Source organism: Bacillus sp. NEAU-Y102, from assembly GCF_054788175.1.
This window is the reverse complement of record NZ_JBTWFK010000001.1, coordinates 1,032,955-1,052,900: the sequence shown is the minus strand read 5'-3', so window position 1 is coordinate 1,052,900 and position 19,946 is coordinate 1,032,955. Positions and strand designations below refer to the sequence as shown.

General features: G+C 35.7%; 21 protein-coding genes, 1 riboswitch and 1 other annotated feature. Of the genes, 12 read left to right on the top strand and 9 right to left on the bottom strand.

Going from position 1 to position 19,946, the window contains the following annotated elements:
- Positions 1-22 precede the first annotated feature (22 nt).
- Positions 23-469: a MarR family winged helix-turn-helix transcriptional regulator gene (locus ACYFX0_RS05200; protein ID WP_000445819.1), complete on the bottom strand. Its 447-nt coding sequence runs from the start codon at positions 467-469 to the stop codon at positions 23-25.
- A gap of 72 nt (positions 470-541) precedes the next feature.
- Positions 542-1,321, bottom strand: coding sequence for a GDSL-type esterase/lipase family protein (locus ACYFX0_RS05195; protein ID WP_000755850.1), 780 nt, complete (start codon positions 1,319-1,321; stop codon positions 542-544).
- Positions 1,322-1,686: 365 nt separating this feature from the next.
- On the opposite strand from ACYFX0_RS05195, the gene cpdB reads away from it, so the two are divergent.
- Positions 1,687-3,978 (top strand): bifunctional 2',3'-cyclic-nucleotide 2'-phosphodiesterase/3'-nucleotidase, encoded by a 2,292-nt coding sequence (gene cpdB / locus ACYFX0_RS05190; protein ID WP_460269976.1) that lies wholly within the window; start codon positions 1,687-1,689, stop codon positions 3,976-3,978.
- A 48-nt stretch (positions 3,979-4,026) separates the two neighbouring features.
- Here the strand turns inward: cpdB and nhaC are convergent, their stop codons facing one another.
- A complete protein-coding gene (nhaC, locus tag ACYFX0_RS05185; RefSeq protein ID WP_460269974.1) occupies positions 4,027-5,400 on the bottom strand; it encodes a Na+/H+ antiporter NhaC in 1,374 nt (457 codons plus the stop codon).
- Between the two features lie 278 nt (positions 5,401-5,678).
- Positions 5,679-5,899: a binding site (T-box leader), on the bottom strand.
- A 141-nt stretch (positions 5,900-6,040) separates the two neighbouring features.
- Between nhaC and ACYFX0_RS05180 the strand changes: the two genes are divergently transcribed.
- The 8 genes from ACYFX0_RS05180 to ACYFX0_RS05145 all read left to right on the top strand — a co-directional run bounded on the left by ACYFX0_RS05180 (position 6,041) and on the right by ACYFX0_RS05145 (position 12,804).
- Positions 6,041-6,397: a hypothetical protein gene (locus tag ACYFX0_RS05180; protein WP_000726908.1), complete on the top strand. Its 357-nt coding sequence runs from the start codon at positions 6,041-6,043 to the stop codon at positions 6,395-6,397.
- 77 nt (positions 6,398-6,474) lie between these two features.
- Positions 6,475-7,908 (top strand): adenosylmethionine--8-amino-7-oxononanoate transaminase, encoded by a 1,434-nt coding sequence (gene bioA, locus ACYFX0_RS05175; RefSeq protein WP_141442424.1) that lies wholly within the window; start codon positions 6,475-6,477, stop codon positions 7,906-7,908.
- A complete protein-coding gene (gene bioD, locus ACYFX0_RS05170) occupies positions 7,908-8,636 on the top strand; it encodes a dethiobiotin synthase (protein WP_000012478.1) in 729 nt (242 codons plus the stop codon). The genes bioA and bioD overlap by 1 nt, the downstream gene beginning before the upstream one ends.
- Positions 8,602-9,789: an 8-amino-7-oxononanoate synthase gene (gene bioF / locus ACYFX0_RS05165; protein WP_001077300.1), complete on the top strand. Its 1,188-nt coding sequence runs from the start codon at positions 8,602-8,604 to the stop codon at positions 9,787-9,789. The genes bioD and bioF overlap by 35 nt, the downstream gene beginning before the upstream one ends.
- Positions 9,786-10,526 (top strand): alpha/beta fold hydrolase, encoded by a 741-nt coding sequence (locus ACYFX0_RS05160; RefSeq protein WP_001004159.1) that lies wholly within the window; start codon positions 9,786-9,788, stop codon positions 10,524-10,526. The genes bioF and ACYFX0_RS05160 overlap by 4 nt, the downstream gene beginning before the upstream one ends.
- On the top strand, positions 10,492-11,301 hold the full coding sequence (gene bioC, locus ACYFX0_RS05155) for a malonyl-ACP O-methyltransferase BioC (protein ID WP_000608912.1): 810 nt from the start codon (positions 10,492-10,494) through the stop codon (positions 11,299-11,301). Before ACYFX0_RS05160 ends, bioC begins: the two co-directional genes overlap by 35 nt.
- A gap of 1 nt (position 11,302) precedes the next feature.
- Positions 11,303-12,301: a biotin synthase gene (gene bioB / locus ACYFX0_RS05150; protein ID WP_000815856.1), complete on the top strand. Its 999-nt coding sequence runs from the start codon at positions 11,303-11,305 to the stop codon at positions 12,299-12,301.
- A gap of 182 nt (positions 12,302-12,483) precedes the next feature.
- Entirely contained in the window at positions 12,484-12,804 is a 321-nt protein-coding gene (locus ACYFX0_RS05145) for a hypothetical protein (RefSeq protein WP_000280032.1), read from the top strand.
- 22 nt (positions 12,805-12,826) lie between these two features.
- Here ACYFX0_RS05145 and ribH read toward each other — a convergent pair whose 3' ends face one another.
- The 5 genes from ribH to ACYFX0_RS05120 all read right to left on the bottom strand — a co-directional run bounded on the left by ribH (position 12,827) and on the right by ACYFX0_RS05120 (position 17,097).
- Complete coding sequence (gene ribH, locus ACYFX0_RS05140; RefSeq protein WP_000230895.1) at positions 12,827-13,288, bottom strand: 6,7-dimethyl-8-ribityllumazine synthase; 462 nt, start codon at positions 13,286-13,288, stop codon at positions 12,827-12,829.
- An 18-nt stretch (positions 13,289-13,306) separates the two neighbouring features.
- Positions 13,307-14,500, bottom strand: a complete 1,194-nt coding sequence (ribBA, locus tag ACYFX0_RS05135; protein ID WP_000469006.1) for a bifunctional 3,4-dihydroxy-2-butanone 4-phosphate synthase/GTP cyclohydrolase II — start codon at positions 14,498-14,500, stop codon at positions 13,307-13,309.
- 12 nt (positions 14,501-14,512) lie between these two features.
- Entirely contained in the window at positions 14,513-15,157 is a 645-nt protein-coding gene (gene ribE / locus ACYFX0_RS05130) for a riboflavin synthase (protein WP_000493902.1), read from the bottom strand.
- On the bottom strand, positions 15,139-16,251 hold the full coding sequence (gene ribD / locus ACYFX0_RS05125; RefSeq protein WP_086396383.1) for a bifunctional diaminohydroxyphosphoribosylaminopyrimidine deaminase/5-amino-6-(5-phosphoribosylamino)uracil reductase RibD: 1,113 nt from the start codon (positions 16,249-16,251) through the stop codon (positions 15,139-15,141). The genes ribE and ribD overlap by 19 nt, the downstream gene beginning before the upstream one ends.
- Positions 16,252-16,556: 305 nt before the next feature.
- Positions 16,557-16,700, bottom strand: a riboswitch (FMN riboswitch).
- A gap of 190 nt (positions 16,701-16,890) precedes the next feature.
- Positions 16,891-17,097: a CDGSH iron-sulfur domain-containing protein gene (locus ACYFX0_RS05120; protein WP_001151582.1), complete on the bottom strand. Its 207-nt coding sequence runs from the start codon at positions 17,095-17,097 to the stop codon at positions 16,891-16,893.
- A 139-nt stretch (positions 17,098-17,236) separates the two neighbouring features.
- Between ACYFX0_RS05120 and ACYFX0_RS05115 the strand changes: the two genes are divergently transcribed.
- Positions 17,237-17,482 carry a DUF2552 family protein gene (locus ACYFX0_RS05115; protein ID WP_000360793.1) on the top strand — a complete coding sequence of 82 codons (246 nt, stop codon included), beginning with the start codon at positions 17,237-17,239 and terminating at the stop codon, positions 17,480-17,482.
- 10 nt (positions 17,483-17,492) lie between these two features.
- On the opposite strand, the gene ACYFX0_RS05110 is transcribed toward ACYFX0_RS05115, so the two are convergent.
- Positions 17,493-18,416, bottom strand: a complete 924-nt coding sequence (locus ACYFX0_RS05110) for an alpha/beta hydrolase (protein WP_000819241.1) — start codon at positions 18,414-18,416, stop codon at positions 17,493-17,495.
- Between the two features lie 81 nt (positions 18,417-18,497).
- Here ACYFX0_RS05110 and ACYFX0_RS05105 point away from each other — a divergent pair, with 81 nt between their 5' ends.
- Together ACYFX0_RS05105 and ACYFX0_RS05100 are read left to right on the top strand one after the other, a co-directional pair.
- Positions 18,498-18,980, top strand: coding sequence for a GNAT family N-acetyltransferase (locus tag ACYFX0_RS05105; RefSeq protein WP_000233419.1), 483 nt, complete (start codon positions 18,498-18,500; stop codon positions 18,978-18,980).
- A gap of 99 nt (positions 18,981-19,079) precedes the next feature.
- Positions 19,080-19,943, top strand: a complete 864-nt coding sequence (locus ACYFX0_RS05100; protein WP_000201358.1) for a LacI family DNA-binding transcriptional regulator — start codon at positions 19,080-19,082, stop codon at positions 19,941-19,943.
- Positions 19,944-19,946: the final 3 nt, after the last annotated feature.

Here is a 19,946-nt window from a genome sequence, read left to right as displayed (position 1 = left end):
CTGCTTCTATTTAGAAGCAGCTTTATACGTTTGTTTTCAAAATTAAATTTTGAATGGTTTGAAGAGAATGAATGAGCTTTTCGCGCTCTTCCTCAGATAATGTTTGGAAATTTTCTTTTAGTTTGTCTAAAATGAATTGCTGATACTGATTTACTAATAATTTCCCTTCAGCTGTTAGGGAAATTAAAATGACCCGTCGATCTTTTTCGCTATAATGACGCTCTATTAGTTCTTCTTGAATAAGTTTGTTTAATAGAGGTGTCATGTTAGGCCGTGAAATCGCTAGCCGCTTGCCGATTTCGGAAACTGCTAATGTGCCGTTTTCATGCAAAAGCAGTAATACTTGTGTATGTGATGGCGGCATATGTCTTTGAGAAGAAAATTCTCCAGGAAGCATAAATTTGCGATAAAAAAGAGGCACTAGCGAAAGAAGATGATCAACAATACGTTCCCACTCGCGTGATTCCATATAAAGGCCCCCTTCCACTATCATTGTAACAAAAAAGACATGTTATAAAAATAGAATTGTTTCATGGTCGCTTTAATATTTGTAGGATAACACTTGCTTTGTAAATGTATTGGCAATAATCGCATAGCCGTTATCATTTGGGTGTACTTGGTCAAATAATAACTCTTTTTTATCATTCGATATTAATTTACGAATTGGTAAAACGATAGATGGTTGATTTGCTTTGGAAATGGAATAAACAGATTCATTCCAGCCATCTAAAAACATATCTGCATAACTTGCGATGGAGTCATCGAGTTGTAACGGGTTATAGAGTTCTGAGAGAATGAGTAAAGCATCCGGATTTTGATCTCGAACTGTCTTTACAATACTTTTTATATCCGCTTCAAAATGGGCTTTTTCTTTATTTAACATTTTTATACCATCTATAACACCAACATCACGATTTAAACGAAATAAATTATTTCCTCCAATATTAATTGTAATTATATTTGCTGCTCTAATTTTTTCCTTTACATCTTCTGATTGAACTTTTTTAGCGAGACGATCTGTTGTAAGACCGTTTACCCCAAGGTTTTCTACTGTAATTGGTTTATGAATTTGTGCTTCTATTTGCTTAGAAGCTAATTCAGCAAATCCACCTTGTGTCGATCCATATCCTTTAGCGAGTGAATCACCTAATACAAGATGATAAAAAGATTCGTTTGTTTGCTTATCAATCCAATTTGGGGCAGATGTTTTTTCTGTTTTTTCTTCAGATTCATTTTGTTTTGTCTCGTCGTTCTTTTCAAAATAAGAATAAGAAATGATCAGAAGGAGGAGACAAACAATTGTTAAGATGACTTTTTTCATAAATTCATCCTCCTTGTAATTGGTAATTGTATCATATTCAGCAGTATTAGCAATGTAAGGGCATATTATATGTTTATGAAAAGTTTATAATAACTTTACAGAAAATTTGTTGAAGTTTGTCAAAAAATATTGACGATAGGAAAGAACTTTATATATGATAATGTCAGATAAGGTGAAACTTTAATTAGTGGGAGCTTTATTTCCGATTAATTAATGGTCTTCATCAATCGGGCGTTTAAGGGGACTACTCGTTAGCGCAGGGTGAAATGAAAATTGTGTCTCTAATAGAAGAAAAAAGGTATGTGGTTAGAGACAGATAGGGATTCATTTCATTATTTTTGGTAATTGTATAAGGGGGATTTTTTGTGAAAAAGTCAAAAAAAATGCTAGCTGGAGCAACTCTTGCGATTGGTGTTATAGCACCGCAAGTAATGCCAGCAACAGCTCATGCGGATGAGCAAACTGGAGGGAGTACAGTTAACTTACGAATTCTAGAAACATCAGATATTCACGTTAACTTAATGAATTACGATTATTATCAAACGAAAACAGATAATAAAGTAGGTCTCGTGCAAACTGCAACACTTGTAAATAAAGCACGTGAAGAAGCGAAAAACTCTGTCCTATTTGATGATGGGGATGCATTACAAGGGACACCGCTTGGGGATTACGTAGCAAATAAAATAAAGGATCCGAAGAATCGTGTGGATCCTAGTTATACACATCCATTATATCGTGTAATGAATTTAATGAAGTATGACGTCATCTCTCTTGGGAATCATGAATTTAACTACGGTTTAGATTATTTAAACAAAGTGATTGAAAAAACGGATTTCCCGGTTATTAACTCGAATGTCTATAAAGACGACCATGATGGTAATGATGAGAATGACGAGCATTACTTTGATAGACCATATCATATTTTAGAGAAAGAAGTAGTGGATGAAGCAGGCCAAAAACAAATAGTGAAAATTGGTGTAATGGGATTTGTTCCACCACAAATTATGAATTGGGATAAAGCGAATTTAGAAGGAGAAGTAAAGGTAAAAGATATTGTGCAAACAGCGAAAAAATTAGTTCCGGAAATGAAGGCGCAAGGTGCGGATATTATAGTTGCACTAGCGCATTCAGGTGTTGATAAGAGTGGATACAACGAAGGAATGGAAAATTCATCGTTTTATTTAGCAACACAAGTTCCTGGCGTAGATGCAGTATTAATGGGACATTCACATACTGAAGTGAAGGATGTATTTAATGGTGTTCCAGTTGTAATGCCTGGTGTTTTTGGTAGTAACTTAGGTATTATTGATATGCAATTGAAAAAGGTAAACGGAAAATGGGAAGTACAAAAAGATCAATCTAAGCCACAACTTCGCCCGATTGCTAATAGTAAAGGTACCCCATTAGTAGAATCTGATCAAAAATTAGTTAATGAAATTAAAGATGAGCATCAAGCGACAATCGACTATGTAAATACACCTGTAGGTAAAACGAAAGCACCAATTAATAGTTATTTTTCATTAGTACAAGATGATCCTTCCGTACAAATTGTGACAAATGCGCAAAAATGGTATGTAGAACAAGAACTTAAAAAACCAGAGTACGAAGAGATTAAAGATATTCCGGTTTTATCTGCAGGCGCACCATTTAAAGCAGGTGGCCGAAACGGTGCTACATATTATACTGATATTCCAGCTGGAACGTTAGCAATTAAAAACGTTGCAGATTTATACGTGTACCCAAATACGTTATATGCTGTAAAAGTAAATGGGGCACAAGTGAAAGAATGGCTTGAAATGTCTGCAGGTCAGTTTAATCAAATTGATCCAAAGAAAACAGAAGAACAGCCGTTAGTAAATATAGGCTATCCTACATATAACTTTGATATTTTAGATGGCTTAAAATACGAAATTGATGTAACACAACCAGCGAAATACGATAAAGATGGAAAAGTTGTAAATGCAAATACGAATCGTATTGTAAATATGACATATGAAGGTAAGCCAGTAGCTGATGATCAAAAGTTCATCGTCGCTACAAATAACTATCGTGGAAGTAGTCAAACGTTCCCAGGTGTAAGTGAAGGGGAAGTTGTATACCAATCACAAGATGAAACACGTCAAATCATTGTGAAGTATATGCAAAAAATAAAAAATATTGATCCAGCAGCTGATCAAAATTGGACCTTTAAACCGATTGTTGCAGATAAATTAAATACAACATTTGATTCTTCACCAAATGCACAAAAGTATATAAAGAAAGATGGGAACATATCATATGTTGGACCATCTGAAAATGAATTTGCTAAATATGCAATTGATATAACGAAGAAGAATGATGATAAAGAAACTGGTGGAGAAAACCCAACAATACCACCAAAAGGTGATGGAGAAAACCCAACAACACCAACAGAAGAAGGTAATAATGGTAATGAACCAAAGCAAGATGGAAATAATACCGGATCTGGACAAACTACAACAGATGATCAAAATACAAAAGAAACAACAACAACTGTAAGTGAAAATAAAGAAGCTGAAAAAGATGAACGTGATTTACCGAAAACAGGTGCAAGTATTGCTTCTACAATTGGAGCTGGTCTTGCGTTTGTTGGAGCGGGATTACTTATGTTATTTAGAAGAAAGAAAGCGAATAGATAGTCGAGAAATATAAAAAGGATTACCGATTTGGTAATCCTTTTTGTTATATTATGAAACTGGTACTGCTTTTTCTTTTTTCCATGAAAGACCGAATCCAGTAAAGCCGACGATAATGGTTACGACTGGACACGCTAAACAGAAGATTGCGTATGGCAGGTAATCGAATGTTGGAACGCTAAGAACGTTTGTTAAGAATACGCCACTGACACCCCATGGTACGAGTGGATTAATTACTGTACCAGCATCTTCTAATACTCGTGATAAATTACGACGCTTTAAACCGACTTCATCGTATTTATTAGCGAATGCTTGTCCTGTTAAAACGATGGATAAGTACTGCTCACCAAGTAAGAAGTTTACACCAATTGCAGTTGAAGCAGTAGAAATAATTAAGCGTGTACTAGTTTTTACGAAGCTAGAGATAATGTTCATCAGCTGGGCTATAATACCCATTCCTTGTAATAATCCTCCCATACAAAGAGCTAGGAAAATAAGAGCGATTGACATCATCATACTTTGCAGGCCACCGCGAGATAATAAGCTATCAATATCTTTAATACCAGTTTTAGAAACGTATCCGTCTTGCATAATTTTCATTAAATCCGCTAAAGAAGTGCTAGGTTTAAAAATAAAGAGAATAATAATCCCTACCACAATTCCTGCAAGTAATGTTGGAACTGCGGGTACCTTTTTAAATGCGAATAGGAACAGTAATAAAATGGGAATCAGCGTAACGATAGAAATCGTTGCATTTTTTTCTAGTGTGTTAATAAATGCTGAGAAATCAACGTTTCCACCAGATCCGCTTCCTAAAATGAAAAATGCGATAAAAGCAATAATGAAAGCTGGTACTGTTGTCCAAAGCATGTTACGAATATGTTCAAATAAATCTACACCCGTTACAGCAGGCGCTAAGTTTGTTGTATCAGATAAAGGAGACATTTTATCTCCAAAGAATGCACCAGAAATAATTGCACCAGCAATAAGAGCTGGATCGTATCCAAGGGCAGTACCCATTCCCATAAAGGCAAGTCCTACAGTTGCAGCAGTTGTAAATGCACTACCGATACTCGTTCCAACAATTGCACAAACAACAAAAACAGTTGGAACGAAAATTTTTGGAGATACAAGTTGGAAGCCGTATACCATTAAAGTCGGAATAGTTCCAGCTGCGATCCAAACGCTAATTAATACGCCTACAAGTAAGAAAATAAATATAGATGGAATACCAGCTGAAATACTACTAATCATCCCTTTCTCCATAGTAGACCAAGAGATTTTCTTCAGGAATCCAAATGCTAATAAAAGAACGATACCAAATAAAATTGGGATGTGTGGTGAAACTTCTAATTGAATAACACTAAAACCAATACAGAAAAAGATAAAAATTGTTAAAAGAACAGACTCAATTTTTGAAACCATTGTTTTCCCCTCCTAAGTAATGTGAAATAGCTCTTTTTTATATAAAATTCGCCAATATTGTATATTTCCTTCTAAATTTTAGAATTTTGTGACAAATTACCGGTAATTGTTAGTTCTTCTATATGATGCGGAAATGATTGGATAAAAAAACGTCCCTGCATATAATTATGCAGGGACGAAGAAATCGCGGTACCACCCTAGCTTGTGAAATGAATGTATCACAAAATAAAGGGTCATATGATATGCGCTTATAAAATAAAAAACGCCCCTGCAATATATGCAGGGACGAAAAATTCGCGGTACCACCCTAAATTGTGAAACAGTGTCGTTTCACCACTCTTTAGACATAACGGTCTATAACCGTCTTTCACTACTCCTCACGTTTCGTAAAAGAAGCTCCAGGGGGTAATTCATAATTCGCTCTGTACTGGTTCGCACCGACCACCAGCTCTCTGAAATCAGAAATCGAAATACTACTAAATCCTATCAACGCCGATTCATATGATGTTAGTTAAATTTTTATCACATTTTCATCTTAAATGTCAATAAAAATATTAAATGTTTTTTTAGGGAAATAAAGGAGAATTGTTTTAAAGCTCTAATTTTGTACGTTATAATGAATTTGAAAGGGGAGGAAAGAGTGAAGAAAAAAATAATTCTTTTTACCACCTTACTAGTCGTTGGCGGAAGTGCTGGAATTTACACAGCTTTTGCGGCTGAATCAGAGCAGTTGAAACAAAAACAAATACAACAGTCAGAAGTGAAGAAAGTAAAAGAAATAGAAGAGAAGAAATCAATGGAAAAAGCAGCAGAGAAACTAGGAGTTTCTACTGAGGGGAAAACAAAAGAAGAGGTTACGAAAGAAGTAAATACCGCTAGGTTTGAGAAGCGTCATGATTTATTAATTGAGCACGCTAAGCAACTTGGAATTGATACAGAGGGAAAAAAAGATGAAGAAATTATTTTAGAAATTGGAAAGATACAGCATGGAAAGTAGAACAACTTATCGTATGATAAGTTGTTCTTTTTTAAGAACTATTTGATTTTAAAATAATTGACAGTCATTCGGATTTAATGTTAACTATATTTATAAACGAGTTAACATTAGGAGTGACAGTTGTGACAATAAATAGTAGAACGATTGAAAAATCATCTTATACATATGAAGAATTAGCAGAGAAAAATAAAGCTTACGTATGGCACCCATTTACACAAATGAAAGATTATTTAGAAGAAGATCCTGTCATTATTGAACGTGGAGAGGGAAGAAAGCTATACGATGTAAATGGTAATGAATATTGGGATGGTGTTTCATCTATATGGTTAAATGTTCACGGACATCAAGTACCGGAATTAGATGAAGCAATTCGTGAGCAATTAAATAAAATTGCTCATTCTACTATGTTAGGACTTGCTAACGTTCCATCTATTTTATTAGCAGAAAAAATTATTGAGGTTGTACCAGATGGATTGAAGAAGGTATTCTATTCTGATTCAGGTTCTACCGCTGTTGAAATTGCAATTAAGATGGCTTTCCAATATTGGCAGCATAAAGGGAAACCAAAGAAACAAAGATTCGTTACATTAAAAGAAGCATATCACGGTGATACAATTGGAGCTGTTTCAGTAGGGGCAATAGACTTGTTTCACCAAGTGTATAGTTCGCTCTTATTTGATGCGATTAAAATGCCGTATCCATATACATATCGTTCTCCTTACGGAAATAATAAGGAGGAAATTGTAAAAAGCCATTTAGCAGAAATGGAAGAATTGTTGAAAGAAAAGCATGAAGAAGTAGCTGCCATCATTGTAGAGCCATTAATGCAAGGTGCTGGTGGAATGATTACAATGCCAAAAGGATATTTAAAAGGACTGCGCGATTTATGTACAAAGTACAATGTATTATTTATTACAGATGAGGTAGCGACTGGATTTGGGCGTACAGGGAAAATGTTTGCGTGTGAACATGAAAATGTGACGCCAGACATTTTAACTGCTGGTAAAGGTTTAACAGGTGGATATTTACCAATTGCAGTTACCGTAACGACAGATGAAATATATAATGCCTTCTTAGGAGAATATGAAGAACAAAAAACATTTTTCCATGGACATAGCTATACAGGCAATCCGTTAGGGTGTGCCGTAGCAATCGCGAATCTAGAACTATATGAAAAAACAAATTTAATAGAAGAAGTGGCACGTAAAACGGATTATGTGGCAGCGCAATTAGAAAAGCTCTTTGCGTATAAACATGTAGGTGATATTCGTCAGTGCGGATTAATGGTTGGTATCGAGCTTGTGAAGAATAAGGAAACGAAAGAAGCTTTTGACTGGACAGAAAGAGTCGGTGTTCAAGTATGTAAACGCTCAAGAGAGCTAGGTATGATTTTACGACCGCTAGGTAACACGATTGTATTTATGCCGCCACTTGCTTCTACTTTTGAAGAGATTGATGATATGTTACGCATCTTATATAAGGCAATCTCGGATGTTACGGAGGGAGAATAATGAGTGGTTTTTTCATAACAGCAACTGATACTGAAGTTGGAAAAACAGTAGTTGCAGGTGCTATAGCAGGTGTATTTAGAGAATTAGGATATAACGTAGGGGTATATAAACCGTTGCAAAGTGGGCATGTTGCATCAAACCCTGAGGGAGATGCGGCAAGGTTAAAAGTATTATCAGGTGTACCGACACAAGAAAATGAAATTTGCCCTTATTCTATTGAAGAACCACTTGCTCCGAGACTTGCCATGAAAAGAGCTGGAAGAGTAGTAAAGTTAAAAGAAATTACTGATTACTATAATGAACTATTAAAAGAGTTTAATAGCTTATTTGTAGAAGGAGCAGGTGGGCTTGCTGTCCCATATACAGAAGATGCTTTAGTAATTGATTTTGCAAAAGAATTACAGTTGCCTCTTATTGTAGTAGCTCGTCCTACATTAGGAACAGTAAATCATACAGTGTTAACGATTGCTTACGCAAAGGCGCATGGCTTAACCGTAGCGGGTGTCATTTTATCAGGTTGCAAAGAATGTGAAATGGAAAGAGTGCAAGAAAATAAAGAGATGATTGAAGAGTTGAGCGGGGTACCAGTTTTAGGATTATTACCATTCTTTGAAGGTGAGTTTACGAAAGAAGAAGTATTGGAATCTGCAAAAGAATATATTATGATTTCAAAATTAGAGGAGTTTATCCAAAATGAATCAAACGTGGCGGGCGCACCTTCAATCTAAATTACAACAATTACATAAGCAAGGGCAGTATCGAAATTTATATGTAACAGAGCAGGCAGAAGAGACTTGGCTTATTCGAGATAAAAAAAGGATGTTAAATTTAGCGTCAAATAATTATTTAGGGTTAGCTGGAGATGAAAGGTTAAAAGAAGCTGCTATTGCCTGTACAAAAAGATATGGAACTGGAGCGACTGCCTCTCGTCTCGTTGTAGGAAATCATCCATTATATGAAGAGGTTGAGAGAAGCATATGTGACTGGAAAGGTACTGAAAGAGCTTTAATTGTAAATAGTGGGTATACGGCAAATATAGGTGCCATATCTTCTTTAGCCTCTCGGCACGATATTGTTTTTAGTGATAAGTTAAATCACGCAAGTATTGTTGATGGAATCATATTAAGCGGGGCAGAGCATAAAAGGTATCGTCATAATGATTTGGATCATTTAGAGAAGCTTTTGAAAATGGCTTCGCCTGAAAAGAGGAAATTAATCGTAACAGATACCGTTTTTAGTATGGATGGTGATACTGCGTATTTGAGAGATTTAGTACAACTGAAAGAGAAATACGGAGCAATCATTATAGTCGATGAAGCACATGCGAGTGGAATATATGGAATCGGCGGAGCTGGATTATCTCACATAGAAAAAAATCTTTCTCAAAAAATTGATATACATATGGGGACGTTTAGCAAGGCTTTAGGGTGTTATGGTGCGTATTTGACAGGTGATGAAATTTATATAGAGTATTTACAAAATATGATGAGAAGCTTTATTTTTACTACAGCTTTACCACCAAGTACGTTAGGAGCGGTGCAAAAAGCAATTGAAATTGTAAAAGAAGATAACGAAAGAAGAGAGAACCTTATAGCAAATGGAGAATACTTCAGAACTAAATTAAGGGATGCTGGTTTTGATATTGGGAATAGTTCAACTCATATTGTACCGATTGTAGTCGGTTCAAATGAACATGCTTTACGGTTTAGTAAAAGGTTGCAAGAGGCAGGGATTGCGGCTATTGCAATTCGTCCGCCAACTGTGCCGGTTCATAGTTCTCGAATTCGCTTTGCAGTTACATCGCAACATACAATAGCTGATTTAAAATGGGCTATTGATCGAATTATTCACATTGCGAAAGAAGAGGAGATTTTCGTATGAACGAGCTAAAGATTATTTTTATTCCCGGATGGGGAATGGAAGAGAATATTTGGGATTTAGTAATTCCGTATTTTAAAGGATATCCTGTTCAATGCATAGATTGGCGTAATGTGAAAGAACGAAGTGAATTTGCGGAACGAATTATAGATGTAGCGCATAATGACAACGTAATTTTAGTTGGATGGTCACTAGGAGCGTTAGCAGCAGTTGAAGCTTATAAAAAGATTAAGGCAAAAGGCATCGTATTAATTGGTGGTACTGCTAAATTTACAAGTACGAGCGATTACAGTAACGGATGGAATGCTTTGCATGTAGAACGGCTGAAAAGAAATTTGGCGAGAAGGAAAGAAGATACGCTCAAGCGGTTTTATGAAAATATGTTTACGAAAGATGAGCTAAAAGAGAATAAAAACTTTGAAGACATTGTAGACCGTTTTAAAGGTGATTCTATTCAGTCTTTACAACTAGGTTTAGATTATTTAATAGAAACAGATATGAGAGAAGAACTAAAAGAAATTAAAGTACCTATACTACTTATTCACGGAGAACAGGATGTAATATGCCCATTGTCTGCGACACGTAGTATGACGGAGAATAGCAGCAGCGAGCTGAAAGTAGTAAGTGAAGCAGGGCATGCATTATGTGTAACGAATTTTGAATATTGTGCAAATGAGATAATTCAATTTGTAGAGGGGATACGACATGATCAACAAAACGTTACTACAAAAACGGTTTAATGGGGCAGCCGTATCTTACGATCGATATGCAAATGTACAAAAAAAGATGGCACATTCATTACTTTCAATCTTAAAGGAACGATATAGTGAAACGGCATCAATACGTATTTTAGAACTGGGATGCGGGACGGGGTATGTAACAGAACAATTATCAAAGTTATTTCCGAAAGCACATATTACAGCAGTTGATTTTGCTGAAAGTATGATTGCGATTGCGCAAACTAGACAAAATGTAAAAAATGTAACGTTTCACTGTGAAGATATTGAGCGATTACGATTAGAAGAATCATATGATGTCATTATTTCAAATGCTACATTTCAATGGTTAAATAATTTACAACAAGTGTTAAGAAATTTATTTCAACATTTGTCTATAGATGGCATATTACTCTTTTCAACGTTTGGACATGAAACATTTCAAGAATTGCATGCTTCGTTCCAACGTGCGAAAGAAGAAAGAAATATAAAAAATGAAACATCGATTGGTCAACGTTTTTATTCAAAAGATCAGTTGCTTCATATATGTAAGATAGAAACAGGGGATGTGCATGTTTCTGAAACATGTTACATAGAGAGTTTTACAGAAGTTAAGGAGTTTCTGCATTCTATTCGAAAAGTAGGAGCAACTAATAGCAATGAAGGATCATATTGTCAAAGTCCCTCACTCTTTCGTGCGATGCTGCGCATATACGAAAGAGACTTCACGGGAAATGAAGGGATAATGGCAACGTATCATGCTTTATTTATGCATATAACAAAAGAGGGGAAGAGATGAAATGAAACAAGTACAAACAAAAAGGGATTGGAAAAAACTTGCATACGACGTAGTGGAAGAAAAGATGATTACGAAAGAAGATGCAATAGCGATATTAGAAGCTGATGATACAGAAGTTTTAGAAATTATGAATGCAGCTTACATTATTCGCCATCATCACTTTGGTAAGAAAGTAAAATTGAATATGATTATTAATACGAAATCTGGATTATGTCCTGAAGATTGTGGATATTGCTCACAGTCTATTATTTCAGAAGCACCAATTGATAAATATGCATGGTTAACGCAGGAGAAAATTGTAGAAGGGGCACATGAAGCAATACGCCGTAAAGCAGGTACATATTGTATTGTAGCGTCTGGTCGTCGTCCGACGGATAAAGAGGTAAATCACGTAATTGGAGCAGTTAAGGAAATTCGTGAAACGACAGACTTGAAGATTTGTTGTTGTTTAGGTTTCTTAAATGAAGATCAAGCAGGACGTTTAGCGGAAGCAGGCGTGCATCGTTATAACCACAACTTAAATACACATGCAAATAATTACGATAGTATTTGTTCAACGCATACGTATGATGATCGTGTTGATACAGTTCAAAAAGCGAAACAAGCTGGTATTTCACCATGCTCTGGAGCGATTTTTGGCATGGGAGAAACAATTGAAGAGCGTGCTGAAATTGCATTTGAATTACAACGTATAGATGCAGATTCTATCCCTTGTAATTTCCTTGTTGCTGTAAAGGGGACACCTCTTGAAGGGCAAAAAGAGTTAACGCCAGTAGAATGTTTAAAAGTACTGGCAATGATGCGTTTTGTAAACCCAACAAAAGAAATTCGTATTTCAGGAGGACGTGAAATCAATTTACGTTCTGTACAGCCAATCGGTTTATTTGCAGCAAATTCTATTTTTGTCGGGGACTACTTAACGACAGCTGGACAAGAGCCGACTGCGGACTGGGGTATGATTGCAGATTTAGGATTTGAGATTGAAGAATGTGCATTATAAGATAGATGAAAAAGCAAACTTGTAAAAGGGTTTGCTTTTTTTGTAAATAAAATGTAATAAATAGTTGTGAACGCTTGGTATTATTGGTTTTTGAGCGAAAAAAAGAATTTTTGTGGACGAATTTTCCAAGCCCTAGTTGTACATAGTAAATATGTAATTTATATTGGGTTGGAGGATTTTACATGTACAAATACATATTAGCGATTATGACTTGTTTAATTTTAATAAAAGCAATAAGTTCTGATCCAGTTAAGGCTGCTGAAAATCCTGAACAAAAAGAGATGCAACAAAGAATCGAACAACACTTTCGAACGAAAGCTGAACATTTTGGATTGAAAACGGAAGGAAAAGATTTAAAGGAAGTTAGAAAAGAAATTACTATTATAGAAGAAGCGAAAAAAAGAGAGAATGTATGGAGAACAGCACAAGCTCTTCATATAAAAACAGAAGGAAAAACGATGAATGAATTAATAAAAGATGTACAAAAAAAGGTGAAAAAATAAAAAGAGGCCGCAGCCTCTTTTTTTATGCCCATTGTTTTGATAAGTGAGCCATTTCAATTGCAGCAACAGCTGATTCATATCCTTTATTACCAGCTTTCGTACCTGCGCGTTCAATCGCTTGTTCAATTGTTTCTGTCGTTAATACGCCGAAAATAACTGGGATGTCCATTTGTAGTGATAAAGACGCAACACCTTTTGCTACTTCATTACAAACGTAATCGTAGTGAGTTGTAGCACCTCGGATTACAGTACCTAATGTAATAACAGCATCATACTTTCCGCTACTAGCCATCTTTTTAGCGATTAAAGGAATTTCAAATGCACCAGGAACCCAAGCAACATCAATATCATTTTCTTCTACACCGTGACGCTTTAATCCGTCTAAAGCGCCGCCAAGTAACTTACTTGTAATAAATTCATTAAAACGTCCAACAACAACTCCAACTTTTAATCCTGTACCAACCAAATGACCTTCGAATACCATAATAAATCTCTCCTTTAATTATAAGTTTAGTAAGTGTCCTAATTTGTTTACTTTCGTTTGTAAATACGATTTATTCTCTTCTTTTGCTGGCATTTGCAACGGTACACGCTCGACTACTTCTAAATCGTAACCTTGTAAGCCAGCAATTTTTCTTGGGTTATTCGTTAATAATCGTAAACTTTGTAAACCTAAATCTTTTAATATTTGTGCACCGATACCGTAATCACGAAGATCAGCAGGGAAGCCGAGTTTTTCATTTGCTTCTACAGTATCGAATCCTTCTTCTTGTAATTTATAAGCACGAAGCTTATTAAGAAGCCCAATGCCTCTTCCTTCTTGTCTCATATAAAGAAGAACACCTTTTCCTTCACGCTCAATTTGAGCAAGTGCTGCATGGAGTTGTGGTCCGCAATCGCAGCGATGTGAACCGAATACATCTCCTGTTAAGCATTCAGAATGAACACGCACAAGTACCGGTTCACCTATTGAAATATCACCTTTTACAAGTGCGATATGTTCTTTCGTATCTAATGAGTTAGAATAGCCAATTGCGTGGAAAGTACCGAAATCTGTAGGTAATGTAATTTCCACCTCTCTCGTCACAAGTGTTTCATGATGGCGGCGGTAAGCAATTAAATCTTCTATTGTAATCATTTTTATATCAAATTGTTTTGCGCATTCTATTAAATCAGGTACACGTGCCATCGTGCCGTCCTCATTTATAATCTCGCAAATAACTCCAGCTGGTTCGGCACCGCATAGCTTTGCTAAATCAACAGCGGCTTCTGTATGACCTGCACGACGCAGGACACCGCCTTCTTTCGCAATTAATGGAAAGATATGTCCAGGTCGATTGAAATCAGTGCCTTTTGATGCGGGATTTAACAATTCTTGTATCGTAGTTGCACGTTCGTGAGCGCTAATCCCTGTTGTTGTAGAAACATGGTCAATGCTCACTGTAAACGCAGTATGATGTGAATCTGTATTATGAGATACCATTGGTTCTAATTGTAGACGTTCTGCGTATCCTTCCGTAATCGGTACACAAACGAGACCACGACCATGTGTAATCATAAAATTAATTGTTTCCGGTGTAATGTACTCTGCTAAAGCAATAAAGTCGCCTTCATTTTCTCGGTTTTCATCATCACATACGATAACGACTTTACCTTGTTTTAAATCTTCTAGAGCTTCTTCAATACGATGAAACATTGTGCTTCCCCCTTATAGAAATCCGTTTTCTTGTAAAAAACTTTCGGTCATTGAACCTACTCGTTTTGCAGGTTTAGTAATAAAGCGTTCGATATATTTACCAATCATGTCACACTCAATATTTACGATATCTCCGGCATTTTTTTCTCCAATGACAGATTCGCTTACTGTGTGCGGGATGAGTGAAATCGTTATGGAAGCTTCGTCTATATCAAATATCGTTAAACTCGTTCCATCAACAGCAATGGACCCTTTATGCAAACAATAGTGTAGCAATTCATCAGAAATTGCTATTTTATAATAGACGGCATTGTAATGTTGTTTTTTAGTTAAAATCGTTCCGATGCCATCAATATGTCCTGAAACGAAATGTCCACCGAATCTTCCATTTGCAGACATTGCCCGCTCTAAATTTACTTTAGAGTGGGGTTTAAGCATGCGAAGCGATGTCGACTGCATCGTTTCAGGCATTGCATCAACTGTAAATGAAGTAGTTGTAAAGTTTGTTACAGTTAAGCAAATACCGTTAACTGCGATACTATCACCTAAGTGAACATCTGATAAAATTTTCTTTGCATGAATCGTTAATTTCATCGCTTCTCCGCTTTGTTGCATGTTTGCTATCGTTCCTAATTCTTCTACAATTCCTGTAAACATTCCGTCACCTCGTTTCGGGCATTCGCAACGATTTTTATATCATCACCAATTTGTTTCATCTCTTGAATTTTCAAGGAAAGCGCATCTTGTAATTTTGAAAAACCATTTCCTCCAAATAAAGTAGGAGCATCTTTTCCACCAATTAATTTCGGGCTTATATAGGTTACAATTTCATTGAAATTGTTTGTTTTTAAGAAACTTGCATGAATTGATTGGCCACCTTCAACGAATAGAGAAAGAATTTGTTTCTCTCCAAGAAAGGAAAGAAGGTCCTCGATTTCTATATGCTTCGTTTCCATTTGGAATATAGCTATATTTTTAGAATTATAAGAAGATATCTTCTCTTTCTTTACATCCTTACCGACAATAATCCATGTCGGTGCTAAACCATCTGTTATAACATGAGAAGATGGTGGCGTTCGTAAATGGGTATCTAAAACAACGCGAATAGGATGTTTCCCACCATTTGGAATTCTTGTTGTTAAATGAGGATTATCAGCTATAACTGTATTCACTCCAACAAGAATTGCATCATGTGTATGGCGATATTGGTGAACATCAGCACGTGCTTCTTCACCTGTAATCCACTTACTTTCACCAGTTACAGTTGCTGTTTTTCCATCTAAGCTCATCGCTGTTTTGATTGTTACAAAAGGGCGTTTCGTTTTCATGTAGTGAAAAAAGTAGCGATTTAATAAAACTGCTTCTGCTTCAAGAACACCGGTAGTTACTTCAATTCTAGCTTCCTCTAATCTTCTTTTTCCGTTACCAGAAACGAGCGGATTACAATCGGGAGTAGCAATTACCACACGCTTAACTCCTTTTTCGATGAGCAATTCACAACAAGGTGGTGTTTTTCCAAAGTGGCTACACGGTTCCAGTGTTACATAAACGGTAGCGTCTTTGGCGTTCTGACCAGCCATTTGAAGGGCATGAACTTCTGCGTGTTCTTCACCAGCTCGTAAATGAGCCCCCATACCAACGATGTTTCCATCTTTTACAACAACAGCACCAACCATAGGATTTGGACTTGTTTGTCCTGATGTTCCTTCTGCTAACTGCAGGGCAATCCTCATATATTCTTGATCTGTCATTTTCTTCACCTCTCCTAAAAAAATCAAAAAACCCCAAGGATTTAATATCCTTGGGGTTTGGGAGACGTGATTTCTAGAAATATAGTTTGAATACGAAAGCATAGGAAAGAAACCTAACGATAATTGATATTTCTGCATAAGGAAAAAACCTAGCAAAATATCGAATTTTTAAACGCTAGTTGTCTCTTTTTATTTCAGTATAAAAAATAAGTATAGAAAATTAAACATATATAAAGAATCAAAATGAATCTTTAAAAATATGCATACTGAAATAAAAGTGTATTCACTATATAAAAAACTAGAAACATATCCTTCTCCCATCCAGACTATACTGTCGGCCCTAGAGTTTCACTAGATCCACCGTTTTCGAGTTGAAAACGGGTCACGGACTTAGAAGTTTTCACTTCATCACCGCCGGTTGGGAATTTCACCCGACCCCGAAGGATGCTGTTTGCTCAAATTATAGCACAAAAAAAATAAAAGGCTAGTAAAAAATATTCGAATGTGAAGAATTGTGTGAAAATATATGTGGGCTGGAATGGAAATAAAAGTATTAGAAATGTTGTAAGGAGAAGGGATATAACGGAGTTGCTAAAAAGAAAAAACATGCACAAAAAAATGTGCATGTCACATGTAAAATTATTCTGCCTCTGGTGCTCTAACAACAGACTCGAATTTACCTTTATGCGAAGCGTCGCAATAAGGCATATTTTTTGATAAACCACAACGGCATAAAGAAAATGCCGGTTTTGCTGGGAATACATTCCCTTGTGAGTCGACTAATTCCACGTCCCCTGTAACGCGAAAAGAGCCATTATCATTTACTTTAATTTGTACTTTTGCCAACGTTATCCCTCCTTCCCAAACGCTTAATTTCATCATATAATCAAGGGAAGTGCTTGACAATATAAAAAGAGCACTTTGTTTGAGAAAGAAGAGAGTGTTATAATAGTTTTCATAACTGACTAGAGTAAGGTGACGAGAGATGGATAAACAATTACATACATTACGAAACATTGCAAATGAGCGCACGTGGGCATCATTTTTGAATGATAATCATCCATATAGTTTGTTACATTGGTCCATTGCAGGTGTAGGGCAAGAGGCAAAGGATGTTTGGTTACTTCAAGATGAAGTAACATTTCAAACGACAGAATTCCCAACGTTAGATGATGCAATGCAATGGATTTCTGAAAATATGGAACAAGTTACAGACGTTTTAGCGCAATAAAAAAACAGGCTTATGCAAGCCTGTTTTTTGTTTCTTTCACATATGTGTTTAAAAATTGATCGATGGCTGCTTCGTACTCTTCTTTATTTTCGTTATAAGAGCAAGCGTGTGCACCACGTTCTGCAATATAAAGTTGTTTATTGTTTTCTTTTGCTTCATATAGTGATTTCGTCATATCAGCTAAAATATAATCATCATCTTTACTATGAATAAAGAGGACGGGATTGTTAATATTTTTTATACAATCAATTGGTGAAACTTCGCGAATCGTATAACCGTCACGCACTTTTAAAAAAGCATTTGCTAAAGGTAATAAAGGCCATTTTGGTAAATGGAATTCAACCTTTAAACGGTGCTGTAATTGTCCGTGAAAATCAGAGAAAGGACAATCTGCAATATAGAAATCAGCACCATCTTCTACAAGTCCTGCGTATTGAAGAAGTGTTGCAGCTCCCATAGATTCACCATGAATACCGAGTGTTATATTTGTTCCAAAGCGACTTTTTAGCCAGTCAACTACAGATTTTAAATCATGTTTTTCATAGTATCCATAGCTTGTTGTTTTTCCGCCAGTTTTACCATGACGACGATGATCATAAATAACGACATTATACCCTCTGTTTAAAAATAACCTTGCATATTTTACAGAGTTCATTTTATTTACAGTTACGCCGTGACAAAAAATCATAAACTTATTGGAATGACCAGCAGGAATGTAATATCCGTGAAGATCATATCCGAATTGTGAAGGAATATGAATTTCTTCTTTATGAAGAGCATCAAAATCTTCTATACGAAAATGTTTTTTCGTTTCTCTTTCGAGTACTTCTTCCTCTGTTTTTTTCTTTAAATACATCACTTTATTTGTAAAGAAAATCCCAAGGGCTGTTATCGCACCTAGTACAGTAAACAATGCTGCAAAAAAACGTTTCATACTTTACCTCATCCTCCAAATACCGTTACATGTGATACACTTATATTGTATCACAATGATATAAAAGGGGAGAAATAGGAAATGGTGCATATACAAAAAATTACGCCAACGATGAAAGAAACAATTCGAATGTTTATGTGTGAGAACTGGGGAAGTTCATTGATGGTTTCACGTGGTAAGGGGCATCAATTAGAAGAGTTGCCAGGATTTGTTGCGTTTTCTAATGACAGAATAATCGGAATTATAACGTATGAAGTGACTGGAAATATGTGTGAAATTATATCGTTAGATAGTATTGAAGAAAGAAAAGGAATAGGGAAGAAGCTTGTGGATTGTGTATTGCAAGTTGCAGAAGAAGAACGGTGCAGGCAGGTTTGTCTTATTACAACAAATGATAATATGAATGCGTTACGATTTTACCAAAAACGTAATTTTGTAATGACTAATTTATATGTGAATGCGGTAGAGGAGGCAAGAAAAATAAAGAAAGAAATTCCACGTATTGGATATGATAATATCCCAATTTTACATGAAATTCAGTTGGAGTATCGTTTAGTGAAATGATGTAACAATTTTCAGAAATATGAGTTATTAATCTTGACGGATAGTGTAATTTAGGTTACCGTAAAATTGTAATCTATTACCATATTAAGGGGTGACGATGTGGCAACTATACGTGATGTTGCAAAATTGGCAGGTGTTTCAGTCGCAACCGTTTCACGAGTTATTAATGAAAAAGGATATGTTCATGAGGACACAGTAAAACAAGTAAAGGAAGCAATTGAAGAATTACGTTATAGGCCAAACAGTGCAGCGAAGCCACTATTTAAAGAGAATTCAACGATAATTGCATTACTTGTAGATAATCTATATGACCCATCAAACATCACTTTGCTACATTGTATTGAGGAAATAGCATATAAAGAAGGATATCAAATCATTGTTTGTAATATAGAGAATAAAGATAGATACATATATATGTTGAAGGAGAATAACGTTGCAGGTGTTATTTTAACAAAATCCGTTTTTAAAAGTATAGGAGAAATTCCATTTCCGTTTGTTGTGATTGATGAGCAACAATCACATGGAAATTATTATGAAAGTGGACAGAGGGCTGTTTCTTTATTAAAAGAGAAAGGGTGTCACTTTCTTGCATATTTCGGTGAGGGAGAAGAAAGTGAAGAAATGGAAGATCATATAGCAGGTTTTTTAGATACTGTTTGGGATGAAGGAATCTCTTATCGAGAAGAATGTGTACAAGGGTATACAAATAAACAATTTATTACATTATTGCGAAACAATCCGTATATAGATGGAATTGTAACTTCAAGTGATCAGATTGCTATTGAGTTAATTCGGTCAGCAAGATTTGTAAATATACATGTACCAGATAAATTAAAAATTGTTGGACCGAATGGGAGCATAGAGTGTGAATGGATAGGTTCATCACTACCGGCAATTGAAAGCTATGTCAAAGATAACGGAAAAGTAGCTTTTCAACAATTAAAAGGAAAAATAAAAAAGTAAAAG

Bases quoted from the DNA above. Each gene is read 5' to 3' on its own strand.
- ACYFX0_RS05200 (WP_000445819.1), bottom strand. From the start codon at position 469: ATGGAATCACGCGAGTGGGAACGTATTGTTGATCATCTTCTTTCGCTA.
- ACYFX0_RS05195 (WP_000755850.1), bottom strand. From the start codon at position 1,321: ATGAAAAAAGTCATCTTAACAATTGTTTGTCTCCTCCTTCTGATCATT.
- nhaC (WP_460269974.1), bottom strand. From the start codon at position 5,400: ATGGTTTCAAAAATTGAGTCTGTTCTTTTAACAATTTTTATCTTTTTC.
- bioA (WP_141442424.1), top strand. From the start codon at position 6,475: ATGTTAACTATATTTATAAACGAGTTAACATTAGGAGTGACAGTTGTG.
- bioD (WP_000012478.1), top strand. From the start codon at position 7,908: ATGAGTGGTTTTTTCATAACAGCAACTGATACTGAAGTTGGAAAAACA.
- bioF (WP_001077300.1), top strand. From the start codon at position 8,602: ATGAATCAAACGTGGCGGGCGCACCTTCAATCTAAATTACAACAATTA.
- ACYFX0_RS05160 (WP_001004159.1), top strand. From the start codon at position 9,786: ATGAACGAGCTAAAGATTATTTTTATTCCCGGATGGGGAATGGAAGAG.
- bioC (WP_000608912.1), top strand. From the start codon at position 10,492: ATGATCAACAAAACGTTACTACAAAAACGGTTTAATGGGGCAGCCGTA.
- bioB (WP_000815856.1), top strand. From the start codon at position 11,303: ATGAAACAAGTACAAACAAAAAGGGATTGGAAAAAACTTGCATACGAC.
- ACYFX0_RS05145 (WP_000280032.1), top strand. From the start codon at position 12,484: ATGTACAAATACATATTAGCGATTATGACTTGTTTAATTTTAATAAAA.
- ribH (WP_000230895.1), bottom strand. From the start codon at position 13,288: ATGGTATTCGAAGGTCATTTGGTTGGTACAGGATTAAAAGTTGGAGTT.
- ribBA (WP_000469006.1), bottom strand. From the start codon at position 14,500: ATGTTTCATCGTATTGAAGAAGCTCTAGAAGATTTAAAACAAGGTAAA.
- ribE (WP_000493902.1), bottom strand. From the start codon at position 15,157: ATGTTTACAGGAATTGTAGAAGAATTAGGAACGATAGCAAACATGCAA.
- ribD (WP_086396383.1), bottom strand. From the start codon at position 16,251: ATGACAGATCAAGAATATATGAGGATTGCCCTGCAGTTAGCAGAAGGA.
- ACYFX0_RS05115 (WP_000360793.1), top strand. From the start codon at position 17,237: ATGGATAAACAATTACATACATTACGAAACATTGCAAATGAGCGCACG.
- ACYFX0_RS05110 (WP_000819241.1), bottom strand. From the start codon at position 18,416: ATGAAACGTTTTTTTGCAGCATTGTTTACTGTACTAGGTGCGATAACA.
- ACYFX0_RS05105 (WP_000233419.1), top strand. From the start codon at position 18,498: ATGGTGCATATACAAAAAATTACGCCAACGATGAAAGAAACAATTCGA.